11 protein-coding genes are annotated in these 16459 nt (G+C 55.1%); 9 read left to right on the top strand and 2 right to left on the bottom strand.

Going from position 1 to position 16459, the window contains the following annotated elements; all coding sequences use genetic code 11:
• Nucleotides 1-55: 55 nt before the first annotated feature.
• The 3 genes from zwf to edd are packed head-to-tail and all read left to right on the top strand — an operon-like array spanning nucleotide 56 to nucleotide 4198.
• Nucleotides 56-1627: a glucose-6-phosphate dehydrogenase gene (gene zwf, locus AY555_RS11200; RefSeq protein WP_082812197.1), complete on the top strand. Its 1572-nt coding sequence runs from the start codon at nucleotides 56-58 to the stop codon at nucleotides 1625-1627.
• Nucleotides 1624-2337, top strand: coding sequence for a 6-phosphogluconolactonase (gene pgl, locus AY555_RS11195; protein ID WP_066137332.1), 714 nt, complete (start codon nucleotides 1624-1626; stop codon nucleotides 2335-2337). The genes zwf and pgl overlap by 4 nt, the downstream gene beginning before the upstream one ends.
• 34 nt (nucleotides 2338-2371) lie before the next feature.
• Nucleotides 2372-4198 carry a phosphogluconate dehydratase gene (gene edd, locus AY555_RS11190; protein WP_066137330.1) on the top strand — a complete coding sequence of 609 codons (1827 nt, stop codon included), beginning with the start codon at nucleotides 2372-2374 and terminating at the stop codon, nucleotides 4196-4198.
• Between the two features lie 22 nt (nucleotides 4199-4220).
• On the opposite strand, the gene AY555_RS11185 is transcribed toward edd, so the two are convergent.
• Entirely contained in the window at nucleotides 4221-6377 is a 2157-nt protein-coding gene (locus AY555_RS11185) for a tetratricopeptide repeat protein (protein ID WP_066137328.1), read from the bottom strand.
• A gap of 204 nt (nucleotides 6378-6581) precedes the next feature.
• Between AY555_RS11185 and AY555_RS11180 the strand changes: the two genes are divergently transcribed.
• The 3 genes from AY555_RS11180 to AY555_RS11170 are packed head-to-tail and all read left to right on the top strand — an operon-like array spanning nucleotide 6582 to nucleotide 10964.
• Complete coding sequence (locus tag AY555_RS11180) at nucleotides 6582-8966, top strand: ABC transporter permease (protein WP_066137327.1); 2385 nt, start codon at nucleotides 6582-6584, stop codon at nucleotides 8964-8966.
• A 10-nt stretch (nucleotides 8967-8976) separates the two neighbouring features.
• Nucleotides 8977-10290 (top strand): efflux RND transporter periplasmic adaptor subunit, encoded by a 1314-nt coding sequence (locus tag AY555_RS11175; RefSeq protein WP_066137325.1) that lies wholly within the window; start codon nucleotides 8977-8979, stop codon nucleotides 10288-10290.
• 11 nt (nucleotides 10291-10301) lie between these two features.
• Nucleotides 10302-10964: an ABC transporter ATP-binding protein gene (locus tag AY555_RS11170; protein ID WP_066137322.1), complete on the top strand. Its 663-nt coding sequence runs from the start codon at nucleotides 10302-10304 to the stop codon at nucleotides 10962-10964.
• Nucleotides 10965-10981: 17 nt separating this feature from the next.
• On the opposite strand, the gene AY555_RS11165 is transcribed toward AY555_RS11170, so the two are convergent.
• On the bottom strand, nucleotides 10982-12277 hold the full coding sequence (locus tag AY555_RS11165) for an RsmB/NOP family class I SAM-dependent RNA methyltransferase (protein WP_066137399.1): 1296 nt from the start codon (nucleotides 12275-12277) through the stop codon (nucleotides 10982-10984).
• Between the two features lie 282 nt (nucleotides 12278-12559).
• Between AY555_RS11165 and AY555_RS11160 the strand changes: the two genes are divergently transcribed.
• The 3 genes from AY555_RS11160 (at nucleotide 12560) to pstA (ending at nucleotide 16447) form a co-directional block, all read left to right on the top strand.
• Nucleotides 12560-13600: a PstS family phosphate ABC transporter substrate-binding protein gene (locus tag AY555_RS11160; RefSeq protein ID WP_066137320.1), complete on the top strand. Its 1041-nt coding sequence runs from the start codon at nucleotides 12560-12562 to the stop codon at nucleotides 13598-13600.
• 120 nt (nucleotides 13601-13720) lie between these two features.
• Nucleotides 13721-15112 (top strand): phosphate ABC transporter permease subunit PstC, encoded by a 1392-nt coding sequence (gene pstC / locus AY555_RS11155; protein ID WP_066137398.1) that lies wholly within the window; start codon nucleotides 13721-13723, stop codon nucleotides 15110-15112.
• Entirely contained in the window at nucleotides 15113-16447 is a 1335-nt protein-coding gene (gene pstA, locus AY555_RS11150; RefSeq protein WP_156483428.1) for a phosphate ABC transporter permease PstA, read from the top strand. It begins immediately after the preceding gene.
• Nucleotides 16448-16459: the final 12 nt, after the last annotated feature.

The following is a 16459-nucleotide window of genomic DNA, read 5'->3' as shown; positions in this document are numbered from 1 at the left end:
GCCGAGCAGGAGCAGGTCCTGCCCATGGTGCTGGATGTACGCAGGATGCAGGAATATGGCAAAAACAGGTTCAATCTGCCCCCCCAATGCAGAGGTTTCTTCCGATATAGCCAGTTCGCGATCTGGCTTTGGTCAGGCGTTGCGTAAACCGACAGTTCCCGGTTTTGACTATGTTGTTGTTGGTGGTACGGGGGACCTGACATTCCGCAAGCTCCTGCCGTCTCTCTACTATTGCCATCTCAATGGCCTGATTGACTCTGAGAGCCGGATTGTGGCATCAGCACGGTCAGCCCTGTCAACTGAGTCCTATCGTGTCCGTGTGTCTGAGGCCCTGCAGCGCTATTTGCCCGAGGTAGATCTTGATCATGCAGCGGTTACTTCTTTTCTGGACCGGATTGCGTATGTAGAGCTTGATGCGGCCGGTGAGACTGGTTGGGCAGGGCTGGTATCATTGCTGGCCGACAGCACCAACAGCATTCGGGTCTTTTATCTGGCAACATCGCCGGATCTTTTTGGGCCGGTCTGCCGGAATCTCCACCGGGTTGGGCTTGTAACGCAGGATTCCCGCGTGGTACTTGAGAAGCCGATTGGTCGCGATCTCGAATCTGCGCTTGCCATCAATCATGATGTCGGGGCTGTCTTCGACGAGCGGGCAATTTTCCGTATTGATCATTATCTGGGCAAGGAGGCGGTTCAGAACCTTCTGGCCCTGCGCTTTGCAAATGCTTTGTTCGAGCCTCTCTGGAACAGCCGTTTTATAGATCATGTCCAGATCACGGTTGCCGAAACTGTCGGGCTGGAGGGGCGTAGCGGGTATTATGAACGGGCAGGGGCTCTGCGCGATATGGTGCAGAACCATTTGCTGCAAGTCCTCTGTCTGGTTGCCATGGATCCGCCTGCTCGGATGAGCGATGAGGCTGTGCGTGACGAAAAGCTCAAGGTTCTGCGTGCACTGGCCCCGATTGAGGGCAAGGATGTTTTGACCCGCACCATTCGTGGTCAGTATGCGGCCGGTGCAATTGGTGGCGTTGCGGTACCAGGTTATCTGGAAGAACCGGGTGTTGATGCCGAAAGTCGGACAGAAACCTTTGTGAGCCTGAAGGCCGAAGTTCACAACTGGCGTTGGGGGGGAATGCCCTTCTACCTTCGTACCGGGAAGCGGTTGGCCGTGAAGACGTCTGAAATTGTCATACAGTTTCGCCCTGTTCCGCATTCCATATTCCCGGGGGCAGCCGGGCGTGACCTGCAACCGAACCGTCTTGTCGTGCGGGTGCAACCCAATGAGGGTATTAAGCTGCACATGATGACCAAGGAGCCGGGGCCGGGTGGAATGCGGTTCCGCGAGACGCCCCTGAACTTGAGTTATTCCGATGTCTTCAAGCAGAGAACACCGGATGCTTACGAGCGTTTGCTTCTGGACGTTGTGCGTGGCAACCCTACCCTCTTCATGCGGCGTGACGAGGTTGAAGCCGCTTGGCAATGGATCGAGCCCATTCTCGATGGCTGGGCCCGCCATGATATGGTTCCCCGTCCTTATGCAGCGGGCACGTGGGGGCCTTCTGCGTCTGTTGCAATGATTGAACGTGATCTAAGATCGTGGCATGACGACGCGGAGATGCACCGATGAGCAACACCATGACTTCAGCCTTGGCTGTTTTCCCAGACGCAACGACATTAGCGGAATCAGCAGCCTCCTTGGTGGCTGATTCCCTGTCGGATGCTGTTTCAGTCCGTGGCTGGGCTTCTTTGGTTGTGCCCGGGGGGCGGACGCCGGCACAGTTCCTGTCATGTCTTTCTACGGCCGTTCTGCCATGGGATCGGGTGTCTGTCACGTTGACGGATGAGCGTTGGGTTGGTCTTGATGATGCCGGCAGCAACGAGGCCATGGTCCGTCGCAACTTGCTGACAGCATTTGCCCGGCGTGCGCAGCTGGTTCCTCTTTATACCGGGGAAAGCTCCCCTGCTGAGGGCATTGCATCGGTAGACCGTGCTCTTGGGGCTTTTGATGATGCCTTTGATATGGTTGTCTTGGGTATGGGAGAAGATGGCCATATTGCTTCTCTTTTCCCTGGTGAGCCGACATGGCCACAGCCGGCTGAAGGCATTGCCGCAGGCCAGTTTTGCGTCCCTGCAATAGGTATTCCTGGCGGTCCGGAGCGGATCTCGCTCACGCTCGGGCGTCTGGTGAATGCCCGTTCTATTGTTGTGCTTGCAACAGGGGAAAGCAAACGCCGCCTGTGGGAGGATATGGAGGCGGGTGGTCCGTCAGCTTCCCTGCCAATTGGTGCCCTGCAGGCCAGTGTGCGTTGTCCGTTGACGGTCCTTTGGTGCCCTTGACGCATATGGTTCTGGTGTTGTTTCAGAGGACGTTATGACTATCCATCCTGGTATTGCTTCTGTTACCCGCCGTATTGCTGAACGCAGTCGGGAAACTCGTCATGCTTATTTGCAGCGCCTGCGTGCTGCCCGGGGTGCCTCCCGTCCTAGCCGCATGGAGCTTGGCTGCAGCAATTTTGCCCATGGCGTTGCGGCTTGCGAAGCCCATCAAAAGCAGGTTTTGATGGCGCCAGAGGCTCCGGGTATAGGCATTGTGACGGCGTACAACGATATGTTGTCTGCGCATCAGCCTTTTGAGACCTATCCGCAGATTCTGCGTGCGGCTGTTGCGTCAGCCGGTGGGTTTGCCCAGGTTGCCGGTGGGGTTCCCGCAATGTGTGACGGGATTACCCAGGGGCGGGCGGGTATGGAGCTCTCCTTGTTCAGTCGGGATGTCATTGCCATGGCTACGGCTGTGGCATTGTCGCATGATATGTTCGACGGCGCTTTGTTGCTTGGGGTTTGCGACAAGATCGTTCCCGGGCTGGTGACCGGTGCCTTGTGCTTTGGCCATCTGCCAATGATTTTTGTACCGGCAGGTCCTATGCCTTCCGGTATTTCTAATGCAGAAAAAGCCAAGGTCAGGCAGGAGTTTGCTTCCGGCCGTGTCGGGCATGATGAACTGCTTGCTGCGGAAATGGCTGCTTATCATGCACCGGGGACCTGTACCTTCTACGGCACGGCCAACTCCAATCAGATGCTGATGGAGATTATGGGGCTGCATTTACCTGGCGCTTCGTTTGTTGCCCCGGGAACAGCGCTGCGGCATGCCCTCACGGAAGAAGCTGGGCGGCGCGTAACCGCTATGGCCCGTGGTGAGGAAATGGCTCCGATCGGTGAAATTATCGACGAGAGAGTTATCACCAATGCCTTGATTGGTCTGCTTGCGACAGGGGGATCCACAAACCACACCCTCCATCTTGTTGCTATGGCGCGTGCTGCCGGGCTTGTTCTGGACTGGCAAGATTTTTCCGACCTGTCTGCAATTATTCCCCTTCTGGCCAAGGTTTATCCGAATGGAGAGGCAGATGTGAATGCCTTCCATGAGGCAGGTGGGATGGCGTTTTTGATCCGGGAGCTCCTTGAAAACGGGATGCTGCATGGGGACGTCATGACGGTTGCCGGCCTTGGTCTTGAGCGCTATACGCGGACTCCTGTACTCCGGGATGGTACTCTGGTTTATGTGGATCTTGCCCGTGACAGCGCTGATCCAGCTGTGCTGACAACGGTTGGGCGTCCTTTTGCCCCGGATGGGGGATTGAAAGTGCTGTCGGGGAATTTGGGACGCGCTGTTATCAAGACATCGGCGGTCAAGCCCGAGAACCGTGTTGTTGAGGCTCCATGCCGTGTTTTTGATTCCCAGGAGGCGATGCTGCAAGCATTCCAAGCTGGCGAGTTGAACCGTGATGTTGTGTGTGTTGTCCGTTTTCAGGGCCCTAAGGCCAACGGCATGCCCGAGTTGCACAAGCTAACACCGCCGCTTGGGGTTCTTCAGGATCTTGGCTACAAGGTTGCACTGGTGACTGACGGGCGTATGTCCGGGGCATCAGGCAAGGTTCCGGCCGCCATTCACGTCACGCCCGAGGCACTAGATACAGGTATGATTGGATATGTCCAAGATGGCGACATCATTCGGCTGGATGCGGTGGCTGGCGTTCTGGAGCTGAAGGTTGATCCCTCTCTTCTGCATGCTCGGTCCGTTCCATCTGCTCCTGTGGATCAGCGTTTTGGTACCGGGCGCGAGCTGTTTGCACCCTTCAGGCAGTTGGCTGGTGGCGCGGAAGAGGGGGCAGGTATATTCCGTTTTGATGGGCGTGTCTGAGCCTGTCTGTCCCTGCTTATAATTATCTTGAGACGTTGCTGGGAGCCGTACGGTGGTATTGCTCCCAACTTCTGAGGAACTCTGTTTCTATGATTCCAAGATAATGTCGCTGTAATTGATCACTATGTTGTTTTTCGCACTCTTGATCGTACACTCTTTGCCTTGCCAGCTTTTCTGGATCTGATACCAGATTGCAGGCTAGCCTGACATAGTCGTCTAGGTTCTTGGCATTTAGAGGGTTATTATATTCCTCTGTATTATCAGCTTGGTGCAGACGCAAAATCTTGACGCCCATTGCCATGAGGAGTCTGGTTGTTGTGCCGCCGCGATAGTGCAGGGGATCGAGAACAACATCGATGCCTCGACAGAATGTGAACCACTCTGTTAAAGGCATTTCCTCGCGCAGGTCTATCCGATCAACAGGGCAGTTATCGGCAGCGAAGTCATGTAGAATGATTTTCCGTGTTTCCGGGTTGTCTGCTCCCGGAGCGATGACAGTCAACCGTGCCGTTGGACATACATCAAGGATGCGTCCCCACAGGCGTCGAGTCTCAGAATCAACTTTCATATATTTGTTGACAGAGCCGAACAGTGGCCACCCCCGTTGCAGCATAGGAAGGGGGCTTGGACGCCAGCACTCTTTTGGCGCATTAATTTCTGATGGTCCTACTTGATCCCACAGGCGCTCCACGCTGTATTCCTGCTCATCAGTTCTTTTGGGGGGATTGCCGTAGAGAGGACGGCTGTCAACCCGGGTTAGTCCGGTTGTTCCGGGGTAACCAAGCATACTGACCTGCAGGGGTGCCGGCTTCCAAGCAAACAGGGGCAGCATATTGCCCGCAGTATGACCGGCCAGATCAATCAGAATGTCAATGTGGTGCTTTTGTATCAACCGTGCAGCTTGTTCATGGTCTTGTGGCAGGGTGTACCACTGGTCCGTCATTTCTCTCAGTCGTTGGGTTGTCTCGTCAATCCGGCGTGGAATATGGAAGCCGATAACCTCGAACTGTGATCGATCATGCCGTATAAAGAGCGGTTCTACAAACAAGCTAATGGCATGGTGGCAGAAATCAGGTGAAACATACCCGATACGCAGACGTTTCTTGAGACCTGCTGCCATGTGGTGGGGGAGGGGCGTGATCTGCCGTTCCCAGAACAGGCCAAAATGACGGTGATCCTGAAAGACATCTTCGGGGCTTGCTTCGTTGTCATGCAGACTGAGGAACAGGGCATTGCTCCATAGTTGCCAGTCAAGAGGATGTAGTTCTGCTGCACGTTTCCATGCCAGCCTAGCCTGTGTAGTATGGCCGAAGTGTGCCTCTATTTCACCCGTCAAGGCGCACGTCTGCCATGTCTCGCCCACTTTCCGGATCAATGTCTTGGCCTGTGCACGTGCACCGTCAAGATTGCCTTCCTTGGCTTCCAGCCGGGCAAGCCGCATCAGGGCTTCCGGCGTATCCGGCGCCTTTTGAAGGTAGAGACGTAGATGAGTAATGGCTCCGACCGTATCACCATGTGTTGCTGCAAATTCGGCATCAAGGCGCTCACACAGGGGATGATCAGGCATCAGCATGCTGATTGTACCGCGCAAGGCAGATGCTTCCTGTATCCGGCCTGCGTCAATCAGTCCCAGACACAGGTTGAAGAGTGCTTCTTGACATGGATGAGCAGCGTGGAGTGCCTCTTCCCAGGCTTTGATGGCGTCTTCCTTGCGTCCTTCCTCGTGATGGATATTACCAATGTTGAACCACGCATGGCCACTGCTTGGATCTAGGGCCAAGACATGCTTATAGTGTGTGATGGCAGCATCGGTTTGTCCGGTTTTGCGCAAAGCCATGGCCAGCGAAAAATGAGCGGCAGCATTCCCCGGATGATGTTGCAGGTATGTTTCCAGCATGGCTATAGCCTGTCCCGGCTTCTGGAGTGCCAGAAGAAGTTCACCGGCTTCGTGTCCTAGGACAGGATGGGTCGGGGCATCCTGCGCTGCGCCCACCAACCAGGGAAGAGCTTGTTCTCGTTGCCCTGAACCGGACAGGAGAAGGCCGAATAGGCGTCGCCCCTCTATGTGTCGTGGCTCTTTATCTATCAACGTTGTCAGGTATTGCAGGGCTTCTTGGTGCCGCTGTTGCTCCAATGCATTGACGACAGATTGGAACAGGGAGTCCTGCAAGGAAGTCATCAGTTTTTGTTCCCCGTATTGTCGGCGGGCAAGGTATTTCACTGGTGAAGGATTTCATCTGTTTTGTGGTGGGGCAAGCCTGTTGTGAGTGGAGATATCTGTGCTCGTCACAATACGGCCATTTTTTGATAATAGGGCAATTGAGTGCTCTGAATTATTTAGAGACATTTCTTTATGGGGTTTGGGGCAGGAGTGCGAAATCGGGTGCGTGAGTTTTTCGGGTTAAGTGCGATACGAGACATCATTCCGGTCGTCGTGAATTTTTTTGGAACCGCTGTTGGTTTTGTCGCAGTCGGCTTGTGCCTTCTGATGATCCGGGCGGAGCTTTCCCATGATACATGGGTCCGTAACAGCGAACGGGCGTATCGTCTCCATATGGTGATTTCACCGCCTGGTGCCCAAACAATTCCACTGCCTTCTGTCAGCCTACGCTTGGCCGAAGCCGTCGGGCAACTTTCCGGTGTTGAGGATGTGACGCGCCTGTCGCGTGAAACACTGGTCATTGCGCGCCATGGAACACGGTATTCAGAAACAGTCCAGGTTGTTGACCCGAACTTCCTTGATGCTTTTGGTCTGGGTCTGAGCGAAAGAACCGGTCCAACTGTTCTGGATGCACCCGGCAGTGTTGTTCTTACCCGCGAAGCCGCGCAGAAATACTTCGGGAATATAAATGCCGTAGGGCAGGTCCTTGAGCTTGATACAGGCGACAGCTTGCGGGTAACAGGGGTTCTGGATCCGGTCCCCCGGAATACGCATCTTGACCTGAATATCCTTGTAAGCAGCAGAAGCCCCTTTACGGCTCTGAACCAGCAAAGTCGCTTGGCCAGTCCCAGCAAAGGTAGTGCCTACACCTATTTCTGGCTCAGGGATGGCGTCGGAGCGAAGGACATGGCATCCCGGCTTTCCGGTCTTCTGGCCATAACCCCGGTCATGCCGCCGGAAGCGATGGCCGTTGTCAAACCGGCCCTCGGTATGATGCCTGTTTCGGAGATTCACCTGAATTCTTTTCCGGCCGGTGAGTTGAAGCCGGGAGGAAGCCGGACGATGCTTGGCATTCTGGCTGCAATTGCCGTAACAATCACAGTGATTGTCTGTATTAACTTCTCTGTTCTGATGATGTCCCGTACCGAGGCGCGAACCCTTGAATACGGGGTGCGTCGGACGTTCGGTGCAACCAGGCTTCAGGTTGTTTTTGGCAGTCTTCGAGAAGGGACTGTGGTAACCATCGCAGCGATGGCGCTCGCTGCTGCAATCATTGTGGCTGGGCACCCGATTGTTGCCGGTCTGTCTGGCGCGACCGTACTGGTGGGTATGTCCGATTTCCTTGTCCTGTTGGTGCCGCCGCTTGTCGTTGCTCTTGTGGCGGGCATGGCAGTCATACTGCCCGCGAATGCAGCAGCTCGAATGTCTCCGGTGGAGACTCTCAAACAAGACATGCCGCAGCGAAAGGTCACGTGGGAGACGATTCCCGTCGTGGTACAGTTTTCACTGACAACCATCATCGCTGTCCTCTCGCTTGTTGTCGCCGAGCAGACCTCTTTTGCCGTTCGCAGTAGTGTTCAGGCTGCAGGAACCGGCGTTTTCATCATTGATGCGGGGGCAACGGGCCTGCCGCCTTCAGCCTTGGCGACATTTCGCGATGAGGCCCGTCGCATTCCGGGCGTTCGCTCTGTATCTCTGTCAGAGATTGTGCCAACGAACTTCAGTACATCGATGCTGTCACTGAGGAACCAAGGCCAGGCAGCGCCAAGTAGTTTTTCGTCAAATTCGGTAGATTCGTCTTTTTTCGAGGCGTTTGGTCTTGAACCAATAGCAGGACGGTTGTTTGCCGACCCCACAGCCGGGCAGGCTGATGTGCAGGGCATTGTGCTCAGCGAGGCGGCTCTACCTGCGCTCGGGTTCCGGGACGCGCAATCGGCCATTGGTGCCACAGTTGTTTCAACATGGTCGGAGGAACCCGTTTCTTTCGAGGTTCTGGGGGTGGTTCCCGACATGACCATGAAATCGGTTGATGCCCCTCTTGAACGGATGGTCTACTTCTCCGTCGGTGGAAACGGCAGGTTTATAGCGATTGCACTCGACAATCCGCAGGATGCGTCCATGATGGATCAGATCATAGCCCGCTGGCGGGAGATTTGTAACGACGCCGTGCTCAATGGCCGTTTTCTGGACGACCGACTTGCCGATCTCTATCGGCCTCTTGAGAAGACGAAGCAGGCTCTCTTTGCTCTCAGTCTTGTTGCCATGGCCACATCGTGCTTGGGCGTCTATGCACTGACATCGCTTCTGTCAATCCGGCAGCGTCGCGAGGTCGGTATCCGCCGTGCGCTGGGAGCCACGCGGAGCAATGTCACGGCTTATCTTTCAATGCGGTTCTTGATGCCGGTCATTGCGGGTATCGTCCTGGGAATACCGGTTTCGGTCGGGATCGCTCTTTCGTGGTTGAGTGGTTATACCCATCGAATCGCCTTGGGTCCGTCTCCATTTCTGGCATCTGCAACCGGGGTCATGATGATCGGAATGGTGGCCATGGTGCACCACACAATCCGGCTGTCTGGCACCGAACCAGCGTCAGCACTGCGACAGTAGGCGGTCAACCATGCGGCTCTTGTTCTGGCGTGATCAGCTGGTGGACGAAGACCCGGGCAGGGTTGTTTTGCTTGCGACCGACCGGCCTGTCCAGCGTCGTCGCCGTTGGCCCTATATGGTCAGTGGTACGGCAGTGCTGCTTGTTGCCGGTCTGGTGGCTCTCTATGTCCTGTCAAGCCGGGCCGCCTCGACCCTTGCGGTGTCACCGGAAGGATTGACGATTGCGACAGCCACAACAGGGCCCTTCACTGAATTCATTCCCCTGCGAGGCCGCATTTTGCCGCGGGAGACCGTTTATCTCGACCTTGTGCAGGAGGGACGTGTTGAAGAGATCTTTCAGCGTGCCGGCGATTATGTCGAGGTTGGTGCTCCTCTTGTCAGGACCTCAAATCCAACGCTGGAGCTGTCGATCTCAACGCAGGAATCCAACGCGATCAATCATCTCGATCAACAGATGTCGCTCCGGTTAAGTCTCTCGCAGGCGCTCGGCAACGCTGAAGCCGAGCTGAAAGAGGCGACATACCGGGTCGAACAGTTGCAGCGGACATATACGATGCAGAAGCAGTTGTCGGAGAGAGGCGTCAGCCCGGCAGCCAAGGAAAAAAGCCTTGGCGAGGATCTTGCCTACTGGACAGCTCTTTCTGAAATTCGAAGTCGCGCGCTTGAGCGTACCAAGTTGCAAGCTGAGGAGATCGAGCGTTCCATCAGCGAGACATCCCGCCGTCTTGATGAAACGATCCATACTGCCAGGTCACAGCTTGATGCCCTGACCTTGCGGGCGCCGATTACGGGCTATCTTACGCACCTTGATGTCAGTTTGGGGCAGCACCTTACAGCCGGGCAATCCGTAGGACAGATTGACAATAACGAGGGTTTCAAGGTCGAGGCACAGCTTGATGAGTTTTACCTTGACCGTGTCCGGATTGGACAGAGGGTTCTTGGGTCGATTGGTGGTGCCGATGTAGTGTTGACCGTCACGCGCATTTCCCCGCGTATTACGGAGGGGAAGTTCAAGGTTGAGGCTGATTTTGCCTCGTCTGTTTCCCTCCCGGGTGTCACGCGGGGGCAGGCGATCACCGGTCGGCTGGAGCTGGCGCAGCAGAACGACAGCATTTTGACAATTCCGCTGGGGGCGTTCTGGGAAACAACCGGAGGCAACTGGGTCTTTGTTGTCGATGGATCAACCGCTACCCGAAGGACTATCAAGGCTGGTCGCCGAACTGTTGACGCCGTAGAGGTGCTTGAGGGTCTCACCGAGGGGGAACGCATCATAACGTCAAGTTATCAGGGATTCGATAACTACCGGAACCTGACCCTGAACTAGGAGTTTGCAGTGTGATACGATTGGAAAACGTCGGAAAGACCTATCGGACGTCGGAAATGGAAACCCGGGCTCTGACAAACGTAAGCCTTGATATTGATGGTGGTGAGTTTGTTTCGATTATGGGGCCTTCAGGCTCGGGGAAATCGACCTTACTCAGCATTCTCGGTTTGCTAGATACTCCGAGTGAAGGAACGATCCAGTTCGGGAATACGACGGTTAGCGAAGAACGTGACAGCTTGTTGACGGAACTGCGCCGCAAACACATCGGGTTCGTGTTCCAGGCATTCAACCTGATCCCGCACCTCAGTATCGAACGGAATGTGGAGCTGGGGTTGGTCTATCGGGGTGTCGGGAAGGCAGAACGCCGCAAGCGCAGTCTGGACGTACTGAAATCTGTGGGGCTGGAGGCCCGGGCAAAGCATTATCCGGCTCAGCTGTCGGGTGGACAGCAGCAGAGAGCCGCCATTGCACGAGCCCTTGTGGGGGATCCCACTATCATTCTGGCTGATGAGCCGACCGGAAATCTCGACAGCCAGAATGGTGAACAAATTCTCGATATGCTGCAGGGCATAGTCGCCAGCGGCAAAACGGTTGTGATGGTCACACATGACGAACGGCAGGCGCAGCGGGCGCACAGGACAATCTCTATGAAGGACGGTCGTATTGTCCTGTAAGTGCTGTTATGAGGATCTCAGGCTTCCAGCTTTCTGAGCCGTGCCGCAAAGAATCCATCCATTCCGCCGTTCTCACTGTTGTGGACAGGCATGGTTCGCAACCAGCCTTCCGGTGTGATCAGGGCGCTTAATCCCCCTGTCTCTTCGGCAGTAACGGGGACACCCTCTACAGGCAGGCCCGCTGACAGGGCACTTGCGACAAGCTCCTCTCCTTCAGCTTTTTGCAGGGAGCATGTGCAGTATACGACAAGCCCTCCGGGACGAACCATGTCAACCGCAGCGCGCAGTAGCTCTGTTTGCGTTGCGACTAGGTTCCGCACATCATCAGGTCGCTTGTGGCGGGCAACGTCCGGATGACGGCGGATCGTGCCGGTTGCTGAGCAGGGGGCATCTAGCAACACACCATCGACCAGTGTATCCGGCTTCCATTGGGTTGCATCCGCATCGACAAGAGTTGCGCTCAATCCCAGTCGTTCCAAGTTGCTGGCAACCCGGCGAAGGCGGCGTGCCGATCGGTCAACCGCGGTGATTGTAGCTCCGGCAGAAGCCAGCTGCATGGTCTTGCCGCCCGGTGCAGCGCAGAGATCAATGATCGTTTTGTTACGGACATCACCCAGTAAACGTGCGGGCAGCGAGGCGGCTGCATCCTGTATCCACCATTGGCCCTCATCGAATCCCGGCAGGTCAGCAACATTGCCACCCATGACACGCCGCAGAGTGCCGAACGGCAGAATGGTTGCCTCTAGTCGTGTGGCCCATACGGCCTGATCCTGGTCCGGACGGAGTGTGATATCCAAGGGGGCTTCAGACAGGTGTGCAAGCCCAATCTGGCGGGCTGTTTCTTCCCCCCATGTCTTGCTCCAATCCTGCCAGAGCCACTTGGGTGTATTGAAACGTGGAGCGTCAACAGAGTCCGAAATACGGGACCCATCCCTGGATATGCGGCGCAGTACAGCATTTGTCAGGCCAGCATAAGGCGCAAAGCGCCCGCGTTTGACCAGCTCGACCGATGTATCAACAACAGCGTGGACCGGGGTCTCAAGAAACAGAAGCTGAGCTGCCCCTAGACGAAGCACATCCCGTACCGTAGCCAGTTTGGCTGGCATAGGTTTGTCCAGGCACTGATTGATGACAAGGTCAATTTGCCCCAAGCGCCGCAACGTTGTGGCGACAAGCATGCGGACAAAGGCCCGGTCTCTTGATTCAAGAGCCTGGCTGAGCGCATCGGCCTGTTCATCAAGGGGGCGGCTGTCTCGCAGGACAGCCTGAAACACGGCCAAGGCAACAGAGCGGTTTTTCGGTAAGTCAGTCATAATGCGCACCATGACCAACCTTGCGGCAGAATCAAGTGCTATTTGCGAGAAAGTGCATTGTTTTTGTACATCCGTGAAATAACCTGCGACTTCCCTTGGTCCGGAAATTCATACCAATTCATTGATATTCAATGATTAAACAATCTTTAACAAAACTGTCATGATCCTGTCATGAATATGACGCGGACAGGCGCTATAGTGAGGTAGGTCCGGTGATCCCAATAAAAACAGGCTGTTGCATATGCCGGGCCCTGCGTTTTGGGTGTATTTCAGGAGGCTCCTGTGAGTTCTGGAAAACGTGCTCTGGTTGCTGCGGCTGTGGCCCTGACAACCCTGTCCGGTACGGCTCTTGCCCGTGACCAGATCCGCATCGTCGGATCATCCACAGTTTATCCCTTTTCGACGGTTGTGGCCGAGAACTTTGGCAAAAGGAGCCAGTTCAAGACACCGATCATAGAGGCGACGGGGTCCGGTGGTGGTTTCAAGTTGTTTTGTGCGGGGCTTGGCCCATCACATCCTGATATCACCAATTCCTCGCGCCGGATCAAGCGATCCGAGATAGACGCCTGTGCCCGCAATGGCGTTACAGACATTGTCGAGGTCAAGATTGGCTATGATGGTATTGTGCTGGCCAACTCCAAGGCTTCTGCCCCTTTGTCCGTAACGCGTGAACAGCTTTTTCTTGCCTTGGCGCGGGATGTTCCGGTCAAGGGAACCTGGGTCGCAAATCCGTACAAGATGTGGTCTGATATTGATTCTGCCCTTCCCGCAAAACCCATAGAGGTTCTGGGTCCGCCGCCAACATCGGGGACTAGGGATGCTTTCGTTGAGCTGGTCATGGATGTGGCATGCGAGAAGCTGCCTGAAACCCACGCACTGAAGGCAGCCGGTCGTGATGTAAAAGCGGCTTGTCAGGCGCTGCGTGAAGATGGTGCCTATATCGAGGCCGGGGAGAACGATAACTTGATCGTTCAGAAGCTGGGAGCCAATCCAGATGCCTTTGGTATCTTTGGGTATTCTTTCCTGGAAGAGAACGGGGACAAGGTGCAGGGTGCCCGGATTGATGGTCAGATACCAACGTTTGAAAATATTGCGTCTGGCACTTACCCGGTCAGCCGTCCTCTTCAGTTTTATGTGAAGAAGGCCCACGTCGGCACCATTCCCGGGATCGAGGCTTTTCTCAAGGAGTTTACATCCGAGAAGGCATGGGGCCCTGACGGGTATCTGAGTGACAAGGGGCTTGTTCCGATGCCTGATGCAGAGCGCGCATGCTGGGCTGCCTCTGTTACGGGGTTGACCAAGCTGGACATCAGCAGTTTCTGAAAGTAACAGGGCGAAAGCCGTTTGCGGGTATGTCCACTTGTTCCCGGTGATACTCTGTGGCAGAGAGTAGACCTTCGGCGCTATCGGTCAATGTGCCCGCAAACGGCAAACAAGGCTTCCATGCAAATATTCATACTGTTTCTCATTATCTCCCTGCTCTCCTTGAGCAGTTTCTGGCTTGGGCGGCGGCGCTCCCTTCGCTTGGTTAGTGGGGAGACCCACAGGTTGCACAGTTTGCCTGTTTACTATGGTCTTTATGTGGCGTTATGGGTTGGCATTCCCGCATTGCTCTTGCTTCTCGCGTGGTTCTTTGCGGAAGACAAAGTCATAACCAGCCTTGTTCTGGCGGAAATATCGCCGGGTATCCTAGCCGGTACCAGTGGTCCCGATCCGGCCCGCGTGAGTCTGGTCCTGAATGATATTCGCAATATTGTCTCAGGGGCTTCTGCATTCTCGCCTGTCCCCGAGATCCAGTCAGCAGCCCTGCGTTATGCTTTCCTGAAGCAGACAAGCTTTTCGCTGGTTATTCTGGTCTCGCTCGCCACAGCGGTTATCAGCGGCTTTTTTGCGCTCAGATGGGTTACCCCACTGTTCCGTGCGCGCAACCGTGTAGAAAATGCCGTCAAGGCTTTTATGATTGGTTGTTCGATCATTGCGATCTTGACCACTGTGGGTATCGTTCTGTCACTTTTGGTTGAGAGCTGGCGGTTCTTTGGCCATGTGGCCCCTGTTGATTTTCTCTTTGGGCTGGAATGGAGCCCGCAGACTGCCATGCGTGCGGATCAGGCCGGTTCATCGGGAAGCTTTGGTGCTGTTCCCCTGTTTGCTGGTACATTGCTGATTTCGTTGATTGCAATGTTGGTGGCTGTACCAGTGGGTTTGATGGCCGCTATTTATATGGCGGAGTATGCACCAGCCCGCGTTCGTGGTGTGGTCAAACCTGTCTTGGAAATTCTGGCAGGCATTCCCACGGTTGTGTACGGATTTTTTGCAGCGTTGACCGTTGCGCCTCTTTTTCGTGGGATTGGGCATGACATCGGCCTGACCATTTCATCAGAAAGTGCCTTGGCTGCCGGGATCGTGATGGGAATCATGATCGTTCCCTTTGTGTCCTCGCTCTCGGATGATGTGATTACAGCCGTGCCGCGTGCCATGCGCGAGGGATCTTATGGTTTGGGGGCGACACGTTCGGAAACCATCAGGCGCGTGGTGTTGCCTGCGGCGTTGCCTGGCATTGTCGGCGGAATTCTGCTGGCTGTATCCCGCGCTATTGGTGAAACCATGATTGTTGTGATGGCCGCGGGTCTGTCTGCTAATCTGACGGCCAATCCTTTCGAGGCCGTGACGACCGTGACGGTGCAGATTGTGACGCTTCTGGTCGGTGACCAAGAGTTTGACAGCCCCAAGACCCTTGCGGCCTTTGCTCTTGGACTTGTCCTGTTTGTTATGACCCTTGCCTTGAATGTTGTTGCCCTTCACGTGGTACGCAAGTACCGGGAACAGTACGAGTAGATGAGTATGTCCAACACTGTACCTGATCAAGCTGTCTCTACGGGGCGCAGGCTACCACAACACCGCATTGCCGATGTTGTCAATGCAGGTCTGCGTCGTCGCTATGCTGCCGAGATGCGTTTCCGTTTTTGTGGCTTGATGGCTGTTGCCGTGTCACTAGCCATGCTGGGGGTTCTGTTTTCCAGCATCTTGGGATCTGGTCTCGGAGCCTTCCAGCAAACTAGGATATCCTTGGACATCACGTTTGATGCGAGCGTTATTGATCCGGATGGGGCGCGTGATGTCGGTGCTTTGTCTGACGCGGATTATGATGCCTTGGTCAAGACCGCCCTGCGGGATCTTTTCCCCGATGTTCAGGCCCGCCGTGACCGACGTGAGTTGTATTCACTTGTCTCAACCGGTGCAGCTTATCAGCTTCGTGATATGGTTTTGGCAGATCCACTGCTGATCGGGAAGACGGTGCGCGTTGATGTTTTGGCTTCTGCTGATATGGATATGCTGGCCAAGGGCAACATCGCTCGCGATATTCCTGAAAGTGCCCGCCGGGTTAGTGATCAGGAAATTGCTTGGTTTGATCACTTGTCGGATACGGGCCGTATCTCGCGAGTTTTCAATCAAACACTTTTTACAGCCGGTGACAGCAGGCAACCGGAACTAGCGGGAATTCAGGGTGCCTTGATTGGCTCCCTCTTGACCCTTGCGGTGACATTAGCTCTTAGCTTTCCCATCGGGGTTGGTACGGCGATTTACCTTGAAGAGTTTGCTCCGCGTAATCGTTGGACAGACTTGATCGAGGTGAATATCAACAATTTGGCCGCTGTTCCTTCTATTGTGTTCGGCTTGTTGGGGCTTGCTGTGTTTCTGCAGGTTTTCGGTCTGCCGCGTTCAGCTCCCTTGGCAGGGGGTCTGGTTCTGACGCTGATGACATTGCCCACCATCATTATTGCAGCGCGTACAGCCTTGAAATCTGTTCCACCCTCCATTCGCGAGGCGGCGCTGGGGATGGGGGCGTCAAAGTTGCAGATGATTTTCCATCATGTTTTGCCTCTGGCTATGCCGGGCATGCTGACTGGTACCATTATCGGGATGGCGCAGGCATTGGGTGAGACTGCGCCTCTGTTGATGATTGGGATGGTGGCCTTTGTAGCCGATGTTCCGGGTTGGATCACTGATCCATCAACCGTTCTGCCTGTTCAGATCTATCTTTGGGCAGACAGCCCCGAGCGGGCATTTGTAGAGCGTACATCTGCGGCTATTATCGTTCTGCTTGGCTTCTTGATTGTTATGAATGCAGCCGCGGTTTTGCTGCGCAAGAAATTTGAAAGACGTTGGTAGGTTATGGCTGAC

Source organism: Haematospirillum jordaniae, assembly GCF_001611975.1.
In the GTDB taxonomy this organism is placed as follows: Bacteria; Pseudomonadota; Alphaproteobacteria; order Rhodospirillales; family Rhodospirillaceae; genus Haematospirillum; species Haematospirillum jordaniae.
The sequence above is the reverse complement of the archived record's forward strand: the minus strand, read 5'-3'. Positions and strand labels throughout refer to the sequence as shown.